Origin of the sequence: Streptomyces sp. NPDC057474 (assembly GCF_042802555.1) — a bacterium.
In the GTDB taxonomy this organism is placed as follows: Bacteria; Actinomycetota; Actinomycetes; order Streptomycetales; family Streptomycetaceae; genus Streptomyces.
Window position 1 is genome coordinate 96,095 of sequence record NZ_JBHVDX010000002.1, and the last position, 18,176, is coordinate 114,270.

The following is an 18,176-nucleotide window of genomic DNA, read 5'->3' on the forward strand; positions in this document are numbered from 1 at the left end:
AACTTATTCCGAAGTCAGTCGCGGAGATCCTCGCCAGGAGCCGATCAGGCGGCCCGAGCGTGCGGGTGTCCCGGGGCGGCGCACGGAGATCGATGGGCGTCCGGGCGCCTCGACATCCCGCCGCAGCGTGGCGCCGCGCACGCTGCCGCTCCGCCATCCGCTGAGCCAGAATGGTGACGGCTGGATCCGGAACGAGGGGACGTACGGGTGGCACAGGCTCGGCTGTCGATGCAGGAGCTGATCGGACGGCGCAAGCGTGCGGGCTTCGTCGGGCGCCGCAATGAACTCGACCTGTTCCGGGGCAACTTCGACACCTCCCCGGAGGACGAACGACACAGCTTCGTCTTCCACATCCACGGCACGGCGGGCGTAGGCAAGTCGTCGCTGGTGCGCGAGCTGGAGGCCGTGGCGACACAGCGGAAGGCGCTCACCGCCTGCACCGACGAGGCGGTGAACAGTGCGCCGGAGGCGATGGCGGCGATCAGCGCGCAGTTCGCCCGGCAGGGCGCGGAGTTGAAGGCGTTCGACAAGCTTCTCGCCGCCTACCGCCAGCGCCGGCACGAGGCGGAGACGGCGTCGGGCGTACTGGAACCCGGGCCGGGCGGTGCCGCGTCTCCGCCACCCTCCGCGGGCAGCATGGCGATGGCCCAGGCCGGGTTGATCGGCCTGGGCATGGTGCCGGGTGTGGGGGCCTTCGCCGGAGCCGTCGACCCGAACCAAGTAGCCTACGGGACGGATCGGTTGAGGGCCGCCCTCAGCGTGCGTTTCCGGAACCACGACGACGTCCAACTGGTCCTGGAGCCGCTCAAGGTCCTGACCCCGGTCTTCGTCTCGGAACTGGACCGGGTGGCCGCCGACGTCCCCTGGATCGCCCTCTTCTTCGACACCTACGAGCGGACCGCGCCCTTCCTCGACGCCTGGCTCCTCGACCTCGTCACGACGGACCGGTACGGCACCCTCCCCGCGAATGTGATCCTCACCCTGGCGGGCCAGCACGGCCCCGACCCGTCCCGCTGGGGCGACTACGCCGGCTTCGTCACCGAGCTGGCTCTGGAGCCGTTCACGGAGTCCGAGGCGCGTCAGCTCCTCGCGGCGAAGCAGGTGGTGGACGAGGACGTCGTACAGGAGGTGCTGCGGCTGTCCGGAGGGCTTCCGGTGCTCGTGTCGACGCTGGCCAAGAACCCGGGCGGCGGCGCGGGAGCGGTGGGTGACCCCAGCGCGACGGCCGTGGAGCGATTCCTGAAGTGGGAGCGGGACCCGGCACGGCGCGCGGTCGCGCTGGCGTGTGCGTTGCCGAGGTGGCTGGACGAGGACGTGTTCCGGGCGGCAGTGGACGACGGGGAGGCCGAGGGGGCGTACGACTGGCTGCGCGGGCTGCCGTTCGCCACCGAGAGGGAGGGCCGGGTCCGCTATCACGACGTCGTGCGCACGGCCATGCTCCGGCTCCAGCGGACGCGCGCACCGAGGCAGTGGGCGGAGGCACACGCACGGCTCGCGGAGGTGTTCGGCCGCTGGCGGGGCGAGACGGAGGAGGGGGTGGACAGGGAGGAGCTGTGGCTCACCGGCACATGGCGTGAGTTGCGGCTCGAAGAGCTGTACCACCTGCTGTGTGCCCGGCCGGGGAACGCTCTGGGGCAGGTCCTCGCGGACGTCGTCAGCGCGTGTGACGCGGATACGGCGGCGGCGCGGGGCTGCGCGCGGGTGCTGTCCGACGTCGGGAAGCAGACGGACAGGGAGACACTACGAGGATGGGGTCGCGACCTTCTCGCCGCGCTCTCGGCGGACCCGTGCGGAGAGTTGTCCGCGCTTGCCCTGCTGCTGGACCGAGCCGACCTCGACGCGTCCGCACGCGCCGACGTGTACAACGCGCGTGGGCGGAAACTGCGGAAGACGGGCAACTACGACGCGGCCCTCGCCGAATACGACCGGGCAGTGACACTGAACCCCGAGTCGGTGGACGCGTACTACGGACGGGGCATCGCCCATTCGCGGCGGCACGACGCGGCAGCGGCTCTGACCGACCTCGATCGAGCCGACCAACTGCTCCCGGGCACCCCACGGATCATCTTCGAGCGGGGAGAGGCCCTGCGGGTCATGGGCCGTTTCGAGGAATCCATCGAGGTGTTCGACCAGGTCCTCGCCCTGGACCCCACATACAACAAGGCATTGGGGAGCCGGGCGAGCAGCAGGTACTCACTCGGCGACCACGACGGGGCGCTCGCCGACTTCGACCGTGCGTTGGAGATCGACGGCGAGTACCTGTGGGGCCTGGTCCAGCGGGGAAAGCTGCACCGGGACCAGGTGAGACCTGATAAGGCGTTCGCCGACCTCGACCGGGCGGTGGAGGTCGCGCCCGACAGCGCGTGGATCGCCTCCGAACGGGGGGACCTCTACCGCTTGGCGGGGCGGAACGAGGAGGCAGCCGAGGAACTCGCGCGTGCCTGCGCACTCGATCCCGAGTACGCCTCCGCGTACGCCGGTCGAGGGTATGCGCTCGCACGACTCGGCCGTGACACGGAAGCACGCGAGGCCTTCGACCGGGCGATCGAGCTGCGTCCCGCCTACGCGTGGGCGCTGGTTCACCGTGCGCTGCTGCGCGGTTCTCTCGGGGACCTGGAAGGCAAACTCGCCGATCTGGAGCGCGCGGTCTCGGCCGACGGAGCGACGGGGAACTGGGCGTTGAGGCATGCACCCATTCCTGGTTGGGCCCAGCACTTGAAGATGGCGGAACTGGTCTCGCTGAGCGGGGACGATGAAGCGGTTGCCGAGCTTGACCGGCTGCTTGAACGTGAACCGAACAACGCGGCCATGCTGGCGAACAGGGGTGTGGTGCGGCTCAGGCGGGGGCAGTTCCTCGCGGCGCTTCGGGACCTGGACCAGGCGATCCTCCTCAGCCCGGATGAGGCGAGCTTGTACGTCGCCCGAGCGCGGGCATGCATTGCGATGGGGCGGCTTCCACAGGCTCTAGCCGACCTCGGGAAGTGCGTCGAACGAGGAGTGGAGCGCGCGTGGACAACCCGCAGAACCGCCGAGGTGCTGTTCTGGTGCGGACGTCACGACGAGGCCCGGCGGCTGTTGGACGATCCGCATGTGGCTACGGAGCGGGGGAGCGACGCCGAGGAAGCGGCGTTGCACTGGTACGTCGATGCCATGACCGAACCGTGGGAACGCGCGCGAAGCTTCGGTGAGTGGGTGCACGCGCCCGACTTCATGTATGAACGGCTCAGGTCGGCACTGATGCTGAGCATGTCGAGGGGGCTGGGAGCAGCAAGGCTCCTGTGGGAACTTCTGCTGGGGATATACGCACAGGCGGACAACGAAGCCGACGTGATGGACAAATTCACGCAGGCGCTGGCCAGTTGTGCCACCGGCGACGGGTCGCGGGCCGACGCGGCGGTCTCCGAGGGACTGTCCCTGAACCACGACTGGGAAGACCTGGCCGACCTGACGGTCCGGCTGACCCTCCTGTCCCGCAGCCCCGACGCCGACCCGGCGCTCTTCGGCCCCCGCATAGTCAGGGTCACCGAGGCCCGCGACGCCTTCCATGCCCGTTACGCGGCGGAGTAAAAGCCGACGAACGCCGCCCACGAGCCGTTCGTGAAGGCGAGTTGTGCGCCCTGCTGGTCCTTGGAGTCGCGGACGTGGACGGTGGTGTTGCTGGGGGGTATCGCGACCTCGACGCACTCAGGGCCTTCGTTGCTGCTGTAGCTGCTCTTGAACCACTTCAGCGTGGGCGTCATGTCTCTTCTCCCAGTACTTTCTCAATGAACGCCAGCGAATCCCGGGGCGTGAGAGCTTGCGCCCGGATCATTCCATAGTGCGTTTCCAGGGTCTGGACCTCACGTGGGTCACTGATCAGTCGGCTGAGGAACTGGACCTCCAAGTGTCCCAAGGCCTTGCCATCCGGGAGTTTCAGCAGCTGAAGCGAGCCGCCCATGCCTGCGTGGTCCTCGCGGTCCGTGGGCATCACCTGGATCACGGCATGCCTCAACTCACCGATCTCCAGCAGATGTTCGAGTTGTCGGCGCAGCACCATTTTGCCCCCGATCGGCCGCCGAAGTGTCACCTCTTCCTGGACAAAGGTGAGCTGCGGGCGGGGCACGCGCTCGAAGACGGTCTTCCGGCCCATGCGCGCGGCGACGTGACGGTCGATCTCGTCCTCCGTGTAAGGAGGTCGCCGCATCGCGTACAACTCCCGTGTGTAATCCGGAGTTTGCAAGAGACCGTGGATGTGGTGGCTGGCGTAGGCGCCCAGCTCAACCGCCTCGTCCTCCAGCTTCTTCAGATCCCGAACCTTCTTCGGATACCGAGCCTTCTCCACGTCCTCCTTCATCGCCGCGAGCTTCCCGCCCGCCCCGAGCACCTCATCCGCCTTGTCCAGGAACTCCGGCTTCGGCGCCCGCCGCCCCCGCTCGACCGACGAGACCATCTCCTCGCCGTACCCGATCGCGGAACCCAGCTCGGACTGCCGCATACCCGCCGCCTCGCGCCATGCCTTGATCTGCCGCCCAACCGCACTCAGTACGGCTGCGGATTCCTCGTCCTCCACACCGCTCACCAACTTCCCGCCTCCCGCCTCTCACGTACCAGCCGTACGGCCCGCGACGGCACCCGGACAGTCACGCCAGGTACCGGGGTCGTCACTGTTCAGGGTAGGAACGAGCGGCCACGCTGAGTGACGTGAACCAGGAAACCCTTCGCCAAGTCCCCGGCAGTGCGTACCTCTTCAGGGTGCGGTTGTCCGCCACTCGAAGAGGTGCTCGACTGGCCAGGCTGCTCACCGAACGCCAACTCGACACATGGGGCGTGCTGTTCGGGGACGCGACGCAGGTCGTGGCCGAGTTGGCGTCGAACGCGGTGCTCCATGGCCGGGTACCGGGACGGGACTTCCGGCTGAGGCTCAAGCTCGACCCCGGCCCCGGCAGCAGCCTCCGTATCGAGGTGACCGACGCCCGAGCTGACCGAATCCCGCGTACCCCCGACCCAGGCGCGACGGACGCGGAGTCGGGCAGGGGCCTACTGCTGATCGCGGCCTACGCGGACCGCTGGGGCGTCGACGAGGCGCCTGCGGGCTGCAAGACGGTGTGGGCCGAGTTGACGGTGCCGGGGCGTGGGGCTCCGTGATGCGGCAGGTCACGGCGCCAGAGGCCAACCCTGGCCATTCACCGGAGTTGGGCGAGGTGACGCCGAGATAGCAGTGCTGGACCAGGTCGCCGAGCACGCCGGCGGAACCGTCCGCAAAGCCCTGGTCGACCAGGGCTTCAAGAACCAGGTGGTCATGCACGGCGCCGGCCTGGGAATCGACGTCGAGGTCGTCGCACGCAACCCGCAGGACAAGGGGTTCGTGCCGCAGCCGAAGCGGTGGAGGGTCGAGCAGACGTACGGGATCCTGATACTGCACCGGCGTCTGGTCCGCGACCACGAGCACCGCCCCTCCTCCTCCGCCTCCCGCGTCTACTGGGCGATGACCCACGTCATGACCCGACGCGGACCGGTCGCCAATAACATTCCGACACGGCCTGCAAGGCCGCCGCCCTGTCCACGTGGGACGGGCGGCGGCCTTGCAGGATGCGGTCACACGGCGGGGCACCGCTTCGGTGCCCCGCCGCCGGGACACGTCAGTCCACCCACCACTTGCCACACTTGGTGATGCCGTCGAACTCCCCACAGGCGCGTGCGGCGAAGTTGGAATTGAAGACGGACTGCGTGCGGCTGCCGGTGTAGGGGCCGCACATCTTCCAGCCATCGCTCTTCGCCTGCTGGTCGCTGACAGTGCCCTTGAAGTTGGGGAACGAGTGGAAGCTGCGGTCGACCCACAGCCGGTCGCCGGCCTTGCGGCCGGACTTGATCTCCGCGCGGCTGTAGCGGTCGAGCGCCGACTCGTTTTGCAGCTCGACGCGGCGGCCCCTGAAGTCGAACGAGGCTCCGGACTCGACGGCGCGGAAGACGCCGACGACGGCAATGCCGTCACAGTCGTCCTCGGTGGCCGAGGCCACGGACGCGGGGACGAACACTATGGCGCCGCTGCTGATCAGCACGGCCGAGGCCGCGACCACGCGGCCCATACGGGGCTTCTTCACATGGGTTCCTTTTTTGGGTGACATGGACGGGTGGGGAGCTACCGCTGCGCTGGACAGGCCGAGACCCCGCTGAATGAAGTGCATCGTCATCCGTTCATCCGATGACGTTTGCGACATCCACAGATTCCAGGACGCCGGGGCCCCAACGACAACAGCTGCCGCCATACCCGGGACAGTGGGACCACCCCACCCCTGTTGACCTGTGGAAACAGGGAGACCCTGGGATGGCGCTGGGATGCGGGGACGACTCGCGCCGTGTCGGCCGACCATCGGATGCGGCCGACGTCGCTCGTCAGTCGCGCCGGTTTCCGCATTGTCGCCGGCAGTGGTCATGGGGGCCCACCCGGCGGGGCTGCGGTACCAGTAGTCGCCGAAACTGTCCGTCTGCGCAGCTTCCTCCAACGGACATCACCTTATGAACCGCCCACTAAAGCCCCGGTCATCGCGACTGCCCGTACGGACCGCTGATCCCCATGCCTGAGCTAACTCCGGACGCGCTCCGCGCCGCGGTCGCCCGGATCGCGCCGAGGCGTGTTCCCGCGCTCACGCAGCATCCGTTCGAGGCGACGACGAACGCACAGCAGACGCAGAGCCTCGCGCCGCTGCGGCCACCGGCCGAGATCCGGGCGATCCGGGAGGCCGCCGAAGCCGAGGCGGGTTTGTGACGGGGTGGACACCCTCGCCGTACCGAGACACGAGTGCGTGTACGTCCGCAACATGACTTGGTACGGCTGACGGGCGTGGTGTCAGTGTCGGTCAGTCGGTCAGTCGGTCAGTCGGTCAGTCAGTCGGTCAGTCGGTCAGTCGGTCAGTCGGCCGTCCGGTCGTTCGTGGGGAGGCAAGTCACCAGCAGCACCACCCCGCTCAGCAGGAAGACGCGGAGGGCGGCGTCGAGGCCGTTCCAGTCGCCGGACTGCCACATGACGAACCACTCGCCGCCGATGGCGATGAAGCCGGCGCCGAAGAGGAGGAGGACCATGAGGAGGCCGAGGGTGCTGTAGCGGCGGGCGGTGGGGAAGGCGCGGTTGCCGAGGGCTCTGGCCCAGAAGTAGGTGGCCGCGATGAGGATCAGCGCGGAGACCGTCTCCCAGACGATGATGAGGACGTAGGCCGCGTCCTGGATGCCCTTCGATTCGATGGCCCGCCACATGAGGTCCTCGTCCTTGAACGTGGTGTCCATGGCGAAGACATGGCGGACGAACTGCTGGTTCGTGCCGAAGTCGGTGATGTTGCTGAACGCGACGAGAGCCATGTAGAGGGCGACCGTGCCGACTAGCAGCGTCGAGGCCAGGGGGAGGAGTGAGCCGCGGGGGGTCTGCTTTTGAGCCATGGTCCAACTATCTGCATGGACGTGGATCAACCCCAGGTGATTTTCGGCGCCTTGGATCAAAACGAGAGCCGCCGATGGCGGAAAACCGAGGATGTCCGGAGGGGTGCGGTCGTCGGCGTTCACGTCGAGCAGGCGTCGGCTGTCCGTCAGCTGTCCGTCAGCTGTACAACGTTGTCCACATCCGCGCGTTTTGACGATCGGAGCGGCAGAACGGCTGTGTCCCACGAGACGTTTCGCGCTCTCCGAGAGCCCTGAACGGACCGTTCCCGTTCCATTACAGTGCTGGACTGTCGAGCCGTACGGGCGTACGGATGTACTGACGTACTGACGTACGGGTCGGGCAAGGGCCGTGAGGAGGCCGGGGTGGGTGCGACAGTCGGTGCCGTCTGGGGGCGGGTCGAGCAGCAGGACTTCCGCAGCCGCGTGCGCGGGACGCTGCTGGGCGCGGCCGTCGGCGACGCGCTGGGCGTGCCGGTCGACCAGCTCACCCTGGCGCAGATCGGTGAGGCGTACGGCCCGGAGTGGCTGACCGATCTGGCCTCCGCGTACGGCAGACGCGGCGCCATCACCGACCTCACCCAGCTCACCCTGTTCACCGTCGACGGTCTGATCCGCGCCCAGGTCCGCCGTGACACCGGCGTCTGGCACCCGCCGACCGACCTGCACCGGGCGTATCTGCGCTGGGCCGCGACCCAGCGGGACTGGGGTCCCGACGAGCGCCGCAAGGACGACGGCTGGCTCGCCCGCGAGGAGTGGCTCTACGCCCGCCGCGACCCGTCCCTCATCTGCCTCCTCGGCTTCGCCGACGGGACCATGGGCACCCTCGACGCCCCCAAGAACCCCGGCGCGTCCGGCGCCGAGGCCGCCGCCCGCTCCGCCCCCTTCGGCCTCCTCGTCGGCTGGGAACCCCAGTTGGTCTTCCAGCTGGCCGTCGAGTGCGCGGCCCAGACCCACGGCCACCCCACCGCGTACCTGGCCGCCGGCTCCTACGCCGTCATCGTCCACGCCCTCGCGCGGGGCGAGAGCCTCGACGCCGCCGTCCAGAAGACCCTGGTGCTGCTGGCCGCCCGCCCCGGCCACCAGCCCGTCGCCGACGCCCTCCAACAGGCCGTCACCGCCGTCCGCCAGGGCGCGCCGTCCCCCGCCGTGGTCGAGCAGCTCGCCGGCGACGGCGCGGCCGCGGGCCTGCTGGCCGTCGCCGTGTACTGCACCCTCGTCGGCGAGGACGTACGCCACGGCCTGTGCCTCGCCGTCAACCACGGGGGCCCTTCGGGAGCAGCCGGCGCGCTGACGGGCGGCCTGCTCGGCGCCCTCCACGGCGAGACCGCCCTGCCCCCCGCCTGGCTGGCGGAACTGGAAGGCCGCCCCACGATCCTCGTCCTCGCCGACGACTTCGCCCTGGAAATGACCCAGGGCCCGGCCCTGCACGCCCCGGGCGGGGCGGTACCGGGGTGGCTGACGCGCTACCCGCGCGCCTGAGACGGGAGCGCCCCGACAGGGGCGCGGGGAACTGCGCGACCAGCCACGACGCGGCGGCACTCGGGGAGCGGCGGAAGCCCGCACGGCGTCCTGAGCCGGGGGCCGGATAGCGTGCCGATCATGGCTGACTGGAACATACGTCCTGCCCTGGCGACGGACGTCGAGCCCATTGCCGAGCTGCGGGCCGTGGTCATGCGCCCGGACCTCGAACGCCTCGGCCGCTACGACCCCCACCGCGTCCGCCAACGCTTCCGCGACTCCTTCGACCCGGCCCACGCCTGGATCATCGAGGTCGGCGGCATCTTCGCCGGCTGCGTGGCCCTCCGCCCGACCGCCGAGGCCCATTGGCTGGAGCACTTCTTCCTGGCCCCGCATCTCCAGGGCACCGGCATCGGCACAGCCGTACTCCACGACCTCCTCGACCGGTGCGACCGCACCGCCGTCCCGGTCCGCCTGAACGTCCTGCAGGGAAGCCCGGCCAGACGCCTCTACGAGCGCCTCGGCTTCCGCCTGGAGACCGAGGACCCGGTGGACGTGATCATGGTGCGCGCGCCGGGCGGCGGGTGAGGCGGCGACCACGCCTCCGTGACGTGCCGGCGCGGGCCTGCTGCACCGGGACGCGGAAGCCTTCCGCGACAACCGGCCCGCGTACCGCATCGCCGAGCCCTGATCGTTTCTACCACGCGATCATGCGGAACCCGCCAGGACCGGAGCACCGACATCACCGACCCCCGAAACAGGTTTCGTGTCGCGTGCGGGGCGCCCTACCGTAGCCCGGTGACCACTCAGATGATCATCCTCAACGGCGGTTCCAGCTCGGGGAAGTCCGGGATCGTACGGTGCCTGCAAGCCGAACTGCCGGAACAGTGGCTGGCGTTCGGGGCCGATTCCCTCATCGACGCGATGCCCGCGCGGATGCAGACGGCGGACGGCGGCATCGAGATCTCGGCCGACGGCGAGGTCAACATCGGGGCTGACTTCCGCGCACTGGAGCAGGCCTGGGCCCAGGGCGTCGTGGCCATGGCCCGCGCGGGCGCCCGCATCATCATCGACGACATCTTCCTCGGCGGAGCGGCTTCCCAGCAACGCTGGCAGAAGCTCCTCGACGGCTTGGACGGCTTGGACGGCTTGGACGGCTTGGACGGCCTGGACGTGCTCTGGGTCGGAGTCCGCTGCGACAGCATCGTCGCCGCCGGCCGTGAGGTCGCCCGGGGAGACCGCGTCCAGGGAATGGCCGAGGCGCAGGCGGACATCGTCCACGAGGGCGTGCACTACGACCTGGAGGTCGACACCACCCACACCGAGTCCCTGACCTGCGCCCGCACCATCGCGGCCCACGTCAGCTGACCGAAGCCGACCTACGGTCCGCGACGCGTATCAGGCCTCGAACAGCAGGTCGTACGGCTCGTTCTCCGGTGTGAAGACGAGGACGTAGTCCTTGCCGAGGCCCACCGCCACCTCGTGGAGGCGGGCCAACGCAACCGACTGACCATGCCGGTCACCGTCCTCCAGCAGGACCGGGGCGCCGCCCTCGGCTACGACGCCACCACCATCTGGCGCGCCTGGGCCCCCGGCCACCGCCACTCCACGGTCCCCTACGGCCACTTCATGGCGGAGGAGGCCCCGGCCGACGTCACGAAGGCCCTACGAGCCCTGCTCGCCCGCTGACCGACCAGCCGCCGCCCCTTGCTGAGAGCCAACCGGCCACCCCGCCCAACAGCCGTGAGGGCCGCCCCCGGGCCATCTCCCGGACACGGCCCTCACGGCCTCACACGGCCCTCACGGCCTCACTCACGAACCCCCCGTACCCCGTACCCCGTACCCCGTACCCCCGTACCCCCGTACCCCCGTACGTGGCGCCCTCAGACCCCGCTGGGACTGGACGCGTCCTTCCCCTGAGCCGGCACCGCGGCCGCGGCCCCGGTCCCGCCCTTGCCGTCTCCGTCACCGTCCGAGTTGATGATCTCGATGATCGCGAGCCGCTCGGGCGTGTCCTCCGGCTTGATGAAGCCGATGACGATGTACAGCACCAGCGAGACGGCCAGCGGGATGGACACCTGGTACTGGAGCGGAACCCCGCCCTCGACGTTCCAGTGGATCGGATAGTTCACCAGCCAGAAGGCGAACAGCCCGCACGCCCAGCTGGTGAGCGCCGCCGTCGGCCCCGACCGGCGGAACGGCCGCAACAGACCCAGCATCATCGGGATGGCCATCGGGCCCATGAGCCCGGCGACCCACTTGATGACGACGGTGATGATGTCCTTGAAGGCGGGCGAGTTGACCTGCGTGGCCGCCGCCATCGACAGGCCCAGGAACACGACCGTCGTGATCCGGGCGACCCGCAGCCCCTGCCCCTCGCTCCACGTCCGCGCCCGGCGCCAGATCACCGGCGCGCAGTCCCGCGTGAAGACGGCCGCGATGGCGTTCGCGTCGGACGAGCACATGGCCATCGTGTGGGAGAAGAACCCGACGATGACGAGGCCCAACAGCCCGTGCGGCAGCAGCTGTTCGGTCATCAGGGCGTACGAGTCCGAACCGTCGCCCTTCACCGACGTCACCAGCAGCGGCGACATCCACATCGGGAAGAACAGCACCAGCGGCCAGACCAGCCACAGGATCGCCGACAGCCGGGCGGAGCGCTCGGCCTCGCGCGGGGTCGCCGTGGCCATGTAGCGCTGGGCCTGGTTGAGCATGCCGCCGTTGTACTCGAAGAGTTTGATGAACAGGAAGGCGAGCAGGAAGACCGTGCCGTAGGGGCCCACCAGCGGCTCGCCGTGGCCCTTCAGCTCCGGGCGGTCCCAGACCCCGAAGAAGCCGCCGTAGTCGCCCAGCTTCCCCGCGACGGCGATGAACATCGCGATACCCGCCAGCAGTTGGATCACGAACTGGCCCAACTCCGTGAGCGCGTCCGCCCAGAGGCCGCCGATCGTGCAGTAGACGGCCGTGATCGAACCGGTGATCAGGATGCCCTGGTTCAGGGAGATGCCCGTGAAGACCGACAGCAGGGTCGCGATCGCGGCCCACTTCGCACCGACGTCCACGATCTTCAGCAGCATGCCGGACCAGGCCAGCGCCTGCTGGGTGCCGAGGTTGTAACGGTTCTTCAGGTATTCGAGAGGGGACGCCACGTGCAGTCGCGAGCGCAGCCGGTTGATACGCGGCGCGAACAGCTTGGAGCCGATGGCGATGCCGAGGGCGATGGGGAACGACCAGGTCACGAAGGACGTGACGCCGTAGGTGTACGCGATGCTGGCGTACCCGGTGAACATCACCGCGCTGTAGCCCGACATGTGGTGCGAGATGCCGGAGAGCCACCAGGGCATTTTGCCGCCGGCGGTGAAGAAGTCGCTGACGTTGTCCACGCGTTTGTGCGACCAGACGCCGATCGCGACCATCACACCGAAGTAGCCGATGAGCACGGCCCAGTCGAGACTATTCATGGGCCCCCTTCCAGGGTCCGCCGCCAGGGTCAGGCATGTGAACTCTGGGTTCGGTGGCATGCCCACGGCAAGCAAGTGGAAGGTCAAGAGGCAGTAAAAAAGTTCCGAGCAATGACTTGGGTTTATGTATATGAACGACGAGTGGCCGAAAAAGATCACTCTCGTTCATCGGTAGGACGTCGGCGAGGCCAGGTCAGCGCATCAGTTCCCCGGCGTTGACGAGCAGCGACTGGCCGGTGATCGCCCGTGCGCGGTCGGAGGCCAGGAAGGCCGCGGCGTCCGCGACATCCCCGTCCGTGGCCAGCTCCGGCAGCGCCATCCGCTCGGTGAGCCGCGCCAGCACCTCCGCCTCGGACACGCCCTCACCGTGCGCCGCGAACCGCACGTACGCCTCCACCGGCGGCCCCCACATCCAGCCCGGCAGCACGGTGTTGACCCGTATCCGGTGCGGTCCCAGCTCCCGTGCCAGCGAGTACATCGCGCTCGTCAGCGCGCCCTTGGACGCCGCGTACGCCGCCTGCCGCACCTGGGAGGGCGCGGACACCGCCGACTGTGTGCCGATGATGACGACCGACCCGCCGCCCGCCGCCTTCAGGGCGGGCAGGCAGGCCCGGGTCATCCGCAGGGTGCCCAGCAGGTTCACGTCCAGGACCGCCTGCCAGGTGGTGAAGTCGGCGTCCTCCAGGCCCCCGAAGTAGCTGTCCCAGGCCGCCACGTGCACCACCGCGTGCACGCCTCCGAACCGCTCCCGCGCGAGCGCCGCCAGCGCCGCGCACTGTGCCTCGTCGGTGATGTCGGTCGCCCGGTACGCCGTGTGCGCGCCGTCCGGGTCCACGTCCGCCGCGGCCTTGGCGAGATTCGCCTCCGTGCGCGCCCCCAGCACCGCGTTCCCGCCGTCCCGTACGACCGCCGCGGCGACCCGCTGACCCAGCCCGGCCCCGACTCCCGAGACGACGACGGTCTTTCCCGCGAGCAGTGTCATCGGAGGCCTCCCGGCTCTGGCGCATCATCTGACGGAGCGTCAGAGTATGGGCGACCGCCGATGGACGGAAGGGGAAGACCCATGAGCGAGGGCAAGCGCGTGAGCGAGGACAAGCGCATGAGAGAAGACACCCGCAGCGCCACGTACGCCGAACTGGCCGCCGTCGGTCCGTACGGCGTACGCCCCGGCCACGCCCTGATCACGATGGTCGAGCCGCACCCGGGCCACGAGTACGCGTACAACCGCTGGTACGAGGACGACCACTACTACGCGGGCGCGATGGCCATGCCCTGGATGTTCGCCGGGCGCCGCTGGGTGGCCACCCGCGATCTCCAACTCCTGCGTACGCCCGAGAAGTCGGCGATCGCCCAGCCGGTCACCGCCGGCTGCTACCTCTCCACGTACTGGATCACCGACGGCCGCTACGACGACCACATGAGGTGGACCGTCGCCATCAACAAGCGGCTGAATCGCGACGCACGCGTCCACCAGGACCGTACGCATGTCTTCACCGCGTTCCAGGACCACGAGGCGACCGTCTACCGCGACGGAGCCGCCGGGCCCCGCGACTTCCACGCCCTCGACCACCCGTACGCGGGCCTCGTGCTGCAGGTGATCGACGCCGAAGGGCCCAAGGAGCGCGCCGAGCTGCTGGAGTGGCTGCGGGCCCGGCACCTGCCCAAGCGGCTCGCCGGGTCGCCGGCCGCGATGGTCACCGTCTTCCGGCCCACCCCGCTGCCCCTCGACCGGATGTCGTACGTCAAGCAGGTCGAGGGCGTCGACACCCGCCTCACGCTTCTCTGGTTCCTGGAGACCGACCCGCGCGACTGCTGGGAGGCGTACTTCGGCGGACTGGGGGAGGCGGTCGCCGAAGGCGGGCTGGGGAGGCTGGAGTTGCTGGCACCGTTCGTTCCCACGGTGCCGGGGACGGACAAGTACGTGGACCGGCTGCGGTGATCCCGGGGTGATCGGCTGCGGCGACCCCGGGGGTGAGGTGGGGGCAAGGCCGAGCCCCCTCGGCCAGGACGGCGGGCCGGTCGAGAGGGCTCTGTCAGTGGGTGTATGTGAAGTTGGGGTGGTGGTGATGGTTGTGGTGAACCATGGTCACGCGAGGTCGAAGGCTCCTCGGCTGACCTCGGTCACGAACGCGTTCCACGAGCCTGCGGGGAACGCCAGCGTCGGACCGTCGGAAACCTTGGAGTCGCGCACGGACAGAGCCGAGAGGACGGGGGACTTGACCTCGACGCACGCGCCGTTGCCCGTGGAGTAAGACGACTTGACCCACGTGTCCGTGGCGCCTTGCTGAATTGCCATTTCTGCTCCGCTTGCCGGTTTGTCGTTGAGTTGTTGTCGCCGAGCCGTGGAATGTTGCTGTCCGTCTCCGGAATCCACGGTTCGGTTTGCGCCAAGGTCGTTGATTTCCTTGGCGTGATCGACGCTACTCGCCAACATCGGTCGACGAAGCAACTATTCACTCGAGTGGGTGGCATATTCCATCAGGGTCTTCCCTCTGAGTGTGTCGAGGGTGTATCTTCCGGCCCCTTCAGTCCCACTGAGGCTTGAAGCACGGGTTCAGTGGGGGCGGAGTTGCGCGTACTCCTTCGCGATCCCCGCGATGAACTGGCGGGATTGATCCACATTCAGGGCCTGTGCCCTCAAGTGCTCGTACATGACGCTGTATTTCTGGACGTCGGCGGGTTTCTCCAGGTACAGGTCGCTGGTGACACCCTCGATGTAGACGACGCTGGAATCCGACGCGTCCGGGAACTCCAGAATCGCGTACTGCCCGTTCAGTCCGGGGTGCGCGCCCATGTCGAAGGGGATCACCTGCACGGTGACGTGCGGGAGTTGGGACTGCTCGACCAGGTACTCCAGCTGCTCGCGCATGAGGGAGCGATTGCCCACGACACGGCGCAGCGCGGACTCGTCGAGGACCGTCCACAGCCGCAGGGGGCCCTCCGGAGCGGAGATACGTTCCTGTCGCCTCAGCCGTACCTGGACCCGCTTGTCGATGTCGCCGGGCGTGGTCTCGGGCAGCGCGCCCGCGATGAGGGCCTCGGCGTACGGGCGGGTCTGCAGCAGCCCGGGGACGACCTGGGGGTCGTAGACGCGCAGGCTGGCCGCGTCGGTCTCCAGGCCGATGTAGACGCTGTACGGGACATCGCCGAACGCGTGCCACCAGCCCTGCTGGCGGGAGTCCTTGGCCATCTGCATCAGTGAGTCGACGACACGCTGGTCCTCGACGTCGTAGACCCCGCAGAGGTCGCGGACGTCACGCTGACTGATGCTGCGGCGGCCGTTCTCCAGGCGGCTGATCTTCGACTGGGAGACCAGCAGCCGCTCGGCGACCTCCTCGGCGGTCATGCCCTTGAGCTCGCGGAGCCGACGCAGCTCCTGGCCCAACCGGCGTCGCCTGACGGTGGGATTGACATTGGACGCCACGGGACGTGCACCTCCGGCTGCGTGCCTCTACTTTGCGTATCTGCTGTTGAGCAGATTGCCACCAAGGTGCTGAGTACCGCTGGAAAACAGCGGATATGCGCTGCGCACGCGCCGTTTGCGCCGGTGTTTTTCCACCGTGGAGGGATCTCCGCCGGATGTTGGCGCATGTACTGCGTGCATGTACTGCGTGCATGTACTGCGCGCTTGTCCACGGACGTACGCGAACATGCGGCCGCGCGGGGCGGTGCGGTCGTGTCGTACGAGCCGACCGGTCGTAGCCGGTCCGCCGTACGTTCGGCCGCACGCGCCCCGCGCGAGCCGGCGGCTCCCGAACCGGGTCCTGGGGTCCCTTCGAGCGGTTCGGTGCCGGCGGTACAAGCGGTGCGAGTCGTGCTGTTGTGCTGTCGTGAAGCGGGTGAAGCGCGTGGTGCGGTGGGGTCGGGACCCGCGGCTCTGGGGTCCGGCACCCACGCGCACCTCTGTGCCTCAGCGCATGCTTCGCGTGCTTCTCAGTGCGCCACTACGCGGGCCATCGAGCCGCGTCGTGGCTGCATCGGAACGCCGCGCGCGGGTTCCGGTGCGGGTTGCCTGGCGCCGGGGGCGGCCTGACGGCCGGTCGGTGCCGGGCTGCGACGTGGCTGTGCGGCCACGCCGTTCTGCACGTCCATGACGGCGTGGGCCACCAAGCCGCCCATGGGGTCGTGCCGGATCAGGTCCCGCAGCCGGGAGCGGGACGAGCGTCCCTCGTTCCCCGGATACAGGTGCTTGCCGAGGCCGACCGCGTGCGCCAGTGCGGCGAGCGCCGCGGTCCGCGGGTCCGGCGGGACGCCGGTGCGGATCGCGGAGTCCAGTCGGGTTCTGATCTCCCGGCTGATCTCGGTCTGACTCGCCTGGTAGCGAGTCGTCGGCAGTACTCCGCACATCTGGCCCGCCACGGCATGCACCATGCCGCACCGCTCCAGATGCGAGAGGTAGGTCTGGCGAAGCCCGAGACGCGGCCCGCCTATCCAGTGGACGGCCCGTACGGGAGCGCCACGCCTTCGCAGCAACTCCAACGCGCAGTCCAGTGTCGGATCTCCAGTCGGCCGTGGGGACACCACGGCGATACGATCCCCGTCTGGGGCTATCCGTCCGGCCAGCGCCAGCTCCACTAGCTGTGCTCCGGCCAGACCAAGGTCGAGCGACTGCGGCTGTGCGGTGGTACCCGTGGCCGGGTCCAACGCCAGCAGTAGAAGCTCTTCCGGAATACTTCTGCGGCTCCTGCCCATCCATGCCTCCCCGCGTGGATGAATGACAGGGTGACCCCTCTCACATTGGTCTGTCGAGGGTGCGTGACCGAAACGTAGTGGAACCGGTAGGTATGTCGTTCTCGTCTACCGGAGGGGTTAAGCCCGCACACAGGACACTGGTACATGGTTCGGACAGCGGCGCGCCGCGGGGGTGCGGCGGTGACTAGTGTCCGGGCGGCGGGTTTTTTCACGAATTCACGGTTCGGTTGGGCGCGCGCTCCTAGGACGGGCGGCGCGCGGGAGGAGGCATCGGTGGCGGGCACGTCCCCCGACAGGTCGAAGCGGTACGAGTCGTCGACGGAGTCGACGCCGGGGAACGAACCACCGATCCGGGACACCCCGGACCCCGGCCCCGCCAAACCATCCCCGGACCCTCGCCTCTCGATGTTCCGGGAGTCCGCCCCGAAGGTCGACCAGGCGACAGCGGTCTTCTCCCGCCGGGCGCTGCTGGAGGCGGCCGAGGCGGAGGGCCTGAAGCTGGACGACGCCGAGCCGGACACGGGTGCGGACACGGTGAAGCCCGGGGGGCGGGAGACCGCCGAGACGGAGGCCGCTCGGACGGAGACGGACGACCCCGAGCCCGACCGGCCTGACGCAACGGACACCGAGAACTCGGGAGAGCCTGGGTCGGACGCCGAAGGGTCGGGAGAGGCCGGGTCGGCCACCGAGGGGTCGGACGCGGGGGGTTCGGGCGCCGATTCGGGCGACGCGGGGTCGGACGTCGAGGACTCGGGCGCCGATGAGCGTGACGCCGGGTCGGACGCGGGGGGTTCGGGCGCCGATTTGGGCGACGCCGGGTCGGATGCCGAGGACTTGGGCGCCGATGAGCGTGACGCCGGGTCGGACGTCGACTCCGGCGACGGGGAGGGCGCGGACGACGCCGTGAAGAGCCCGGACGGCTCCACGGCGGCGCAGGACGACGCCGACGAGGACGAGGACGGCCGGGGCGCGGACGAGGACGAGGCCTCCGGCAGGAAGCCTGCGGCTGGGGCTGACGCCGAGGACGGTGACGCCGACCCGCGCGAGCGGGGTGCTGCCGCGCCCACCCGTGCCGCCGCAGCGGTACAGGTGCCCGCAGCTCGGGCGGGGGAGGGGGCGGGCCCCGAGGCCGACGCCGAAGCCCAGGCCGACGCC

Annotated in this window: 16 protein-coding genes and 3 pseudogenes; 10 read left to right on the plus strand and 9 right to left on the minus strand. The window is 69.3% G+C overall.

The window, feature by feature from the left end; all coding sequences use genetic code 11:
- Nucleotides 1–207: 207 nt before the first annotated feature.
- Entirely contained in the window at nt 208–3,567 is a 3,360-nt protein-coding gene (locus ACFU53_RS01080) for a tetratricopeptide repeat protein (RefSeq protein WP_383984470.1), read from the plus strand.
- On the opposite strand, the gene ACFU53_RS01085 is transcribed toward ACFU53_RS01080, so the two are convergent.
- Complete coding sequence (locus ACFU53_RS01085) at nt 3,552–3,740, minus strand: DUF397 domain-containing protein (RefSeq protein WP_383984473.1); 189 nt, start codon at nt 3,738–3,740, stop codon at nt 3,552–3,554. The two genes, ACFU53_RS01080 and ACFU53_RS01085, sit on opposite strands and share 16 nt — an antisense overlap.
- A complete protein-coding gene (locus tag ACFU53_RS01090; protein ID WP_383984529.1) occupies nt 3,737–4,549 on the minus strand; it encodes a helix-turn-helix transcriptional regulator in 813 nt (270 codons plus the stop codon). Before ACFU53_RS01090 ends, ACFU53_RS01085 begins: the two co-directional genes overlap by 4 nt.
- A gap of 131 nt (nt 4,550–4,680) precedes the next feature.
- Between ACFU53_RS01090 and ACFU53_RS01095 the strand changes: the two genes are divergently transcribed.
- Nucleotides 4,681–5,124, plus strand: a complete 444-nt coding sequence (locus tag ACFU53_RS01095) for an ATP-binding protein (protein ID WP_383984475.1) — start codon at nt 4,681–4,683, stop codon at nt 5,122–5,124.
- Between the two features lie 61 nt (nt 5,125–5,185).
- A pseudogene (locus ACFU53_RS01100) lies at nt 5,186–5,527 on the plus strand (IS5/IS1182 family transposase); the annotation flags it as partial.
- A gap of 91 nt (nt 5,528–5,618) precedes the next feature.
- Here ACFU53_RS01100 and ACFU53_RS01105 read toward each other — a convergent pair.
- A complete protein-coding gene (locus tag ACFU53_RS01105) occupies nt 5,619–6,080 on the minus strand; it encodes a hypothetical protein (protein WP_383984478.1) in 462 nt (153 codons plus the stop codon).
- Nucleotides 6,081–6,553: 473 nt separating this feature from the next.
- Between ACFU53_RS01105 and ACFU53_RS01110 the strand changes: the two genes are divergently transcribed.
- On the plus strand, nt 6,554–6,745 hold the full coding sequence (locus ACFU53_RS01110; RefSeq protein ID WP_383984481.1) for a hypothetical protein: 192 nt from the start codon (nt 6,554–6,556) through the stop codon (nt 6,743–6,745).
- A gap of 143 nt (nt 6,746–6,888) precedes the next feature.
- Here ACFU53_RS01110 and ACFU53_RS01115 read toward each other — a convergent pair whose 3' ends face one another.
- A complete protein-coding gene (locus ACFU53_RS01115) occupies nt 6,889–7,410 on the minus strand; it encodes a DUF2165 domain-containing protein (RefSeq protein WP_383984484.1) in 522 nt (173 codons plus the stop codon).
- 363 nt (nt 7,411–7,773) lie between these two features.
- Here ACFU53_RS01115 and ACFU53_RS01120 point away from each other — a divergent pair, with 363 nt between their 5' ends.
- The 4 genes and pseudogenes from ACFU53_RS01120 to ACFU53_RS01135 form a co-directional block, all read left to right on the plus strand.
- Complete coding sequence (locus tag ACFU53_RS01120; protein WP_383984487.1) at nt 7,774–8,889, plus strand: ADP-ribosylglycohydrolase family protein; 1,116 nt, start codon at nt 7,774–7,776, stop codon at nt 8,887–8,889.
- A gap of 120 nt (nt 8,890–9,009) precedes the next feature.
- Nucleotides 9,010–9,456, plus strand: a complete 447-nt coding sequence (locus ACFU53_RS01125) for a GNAT family N-acetyltransferase (protein ID WP_383984490.1) — start codon at nt 9,010–9,012, stop codon at nt 9,454–9,456.
- A gap of 210 nt (nt 9,457–9,666) precedes the next feature.
- The gene (cpt, locus tag ACFU53_RS01130) at nt 9,667–10,236 is read left to right on the plus strand and encodes a chloramphenicol phosphotransferase CPT (RefSeq protein ID WP_383984493.1); all 570 of its coding nucleotides are present in this window, start codon (nt 9,667–9,669) and stop codon (nt 10,234–10,236) included.
- A 132-nt stretch (nt 10,237–10,368) separates the two neighbouring features.
- Nucleotides 10,369–10,557 (plus strand): annotated as a pseudogene (locus ACFU53_RS01135) (alpha/beta fold hydrolase); the annotation flags it as partial.
- Nucleotides 10,558–10,751: 194 nt separating this feature from the next.
- On the opposite strand, the gene ACFU53_RS01140 reads toward ACFU53_RS01135, so the two are convergent.
- Both ACFU53_RS01140 and ACFU53_RS01145 read right to left on the minus strand, forming a co-directional pair.
- On the minus strand, nt 10,752–12,329 hold the full coding sequence (locus ACFU53_RS01140) for a sodium:solute symporter family protein (RefSeq protein ID WP_383984496.1): 1,578 nt from the start codon (nt 12,327–12,329) through the stop codon (nt 10,752–10,754).
- Between the two features lie 193 nt (nt 12,330–12,522).
- A complete protein-coding gene (locus ACFU53_RS01145; protein WP_383984499.1) occupies nt 12,523–13,311 on the minus strand; it encodes an SDR family oxidoreductase in 789 nt (262 codons plus the stop codon).
- Nucleotides 13,312–13,428: 117 nt separating this feature from the next.
- Between ACFU53_RS01145 and ACFU53_RS01150 the strand changes: the two genes are divergently transcribed.
- Nucleotides 13,429–14,268: a hypothetical protein gene (locus ACFU53_RS01150; protein WP_383984532.1), complete on the plus strand. Its 840-nt coding sequence runs from the start codon at nt 13,429–13,431 to the stop codon at nt 14,266–14,268.
- A gap of 147 nt (nt 14,269–14,415) precedes the next feature.
- Here the strand turns inward: ACFU53_RS01150 and ACFU53_RS01155 are convergent, their stop codons facing one another.
- The 3 genes from ACFU53_RS01155 to ACFU53_RS01165 form a co-directional block, all read right to left on the minus strand.
- Nucleotides 14,416–14,625 (minus strand): DUF397 domain-containing protein, encoded by a 210-nt coding sequence (locus ACFU53_RS01155; protein ID WP_383984502.1) that lies wholly within the window; start codon nt 14,623–14,625, stop codon nt 14,416–14,418.
- 258 nt (nt 14,626–14,883) lie between these two features.
- Nucleotides 14,884–15,753 carry a helix-turn-helix domain-containing protein gene (locus ACFU53_RS01160; RefSeq protein WP_383984505.1) on the minus strand — a complete coding sequence of 290 codons (870 nt, stop codon included), beginning with the start codon at nt 15,751–15,753 and terminating at the stop codon, nt 14,884–14,886.
- Between the two features lie 509 nt (nt 15,754–16,262).
- Complete coding sequence (locus ACFU53_RS01165; RefSeq protein ID WP_383984508.1) at nt 16,263–17,021, minus strand: GPP34 family phosphoprotein; 759 nt, start codon at nt 17,019–17,021, stop codon at nt 16,263–16,265.
- Between the two features lie 273 nt (nt 17,022–17,294).
- On the opposite strand from ACFU53_RS01165, the pseudogene ACFU53_RS01170 reads away from it, so the two are divergent.
- Nucleotides 17,295–18,176 (plus strand): annotated as a pseudogene (locus tag ACFU53_RS01170) (hypothetical protein); the annotation flags it as partial.

Coding starts and splice junctions, on each gene's coding strand:
- ACFU53_RS01085 (WP_383984473.1), bottom strand. CDS start 3,740: ATGACGCCCACGCTGAAGTGGTTCAAGAGCAGCTACAGCAGCAACGAA.
- ACFU53_RS01110 (WP_383984481.1), top strand. CDS start 6,554: ATGCCTGAGCTAACTCCGGACGCGCTCCGCGCCGCGGTCGCCCGGATC.
- ACFU53_RS01115 (WP_383984484.1), bottom strand. CDS start 7,410: ATGGCTCAAAAGCAGACCCCCCGCGGCTCACTCCTCCCCCTGGCCTCG.
- ACFU53_RS01125 (WP_383984490.1), top strand. CDS start 9,010: ATGGCTGACTGGAACATACGTCCTGCCCTGGCGACGGACGTCGAGCCC.
- ACFU53_RS01140 (WP_383984496.1), bottom strand. CDS start 12,329: ATGAATAGTCTCGACTGGGCCGTGCTCATCGGCTACTTCGGTGTGATG.
- ACFU53_RS01145 (WP_383984499.1), bottom strand. CDS start 13,311: ATGACACTGCTCGCGGGAAAGACCGTCGTCGTCTCGGGAGTCGGGGCC.
- ACFU53_RS01150 (WP_383984532.1), top strand. CDS start 13,429: ATGAGAGAAGACACCCGCAGCGCCACGTACGCCGAACTGGCCGCCGTC.
- ACFU53_RS01155 (WP_383984502.1), bottom strand. CDS start 14,625: ATGGCAATTCAGCAAGGCGCCACGGACACGTGGGTCAAGTCGTCTTAC.
- ACFU53_RS01165 (WP_383984508.1), bottom strand. CDS start 17,021: ATGGGCAGGAGCCGCAGAAGTATTCCGGAAGAGCTTCTACTGCTGGCG.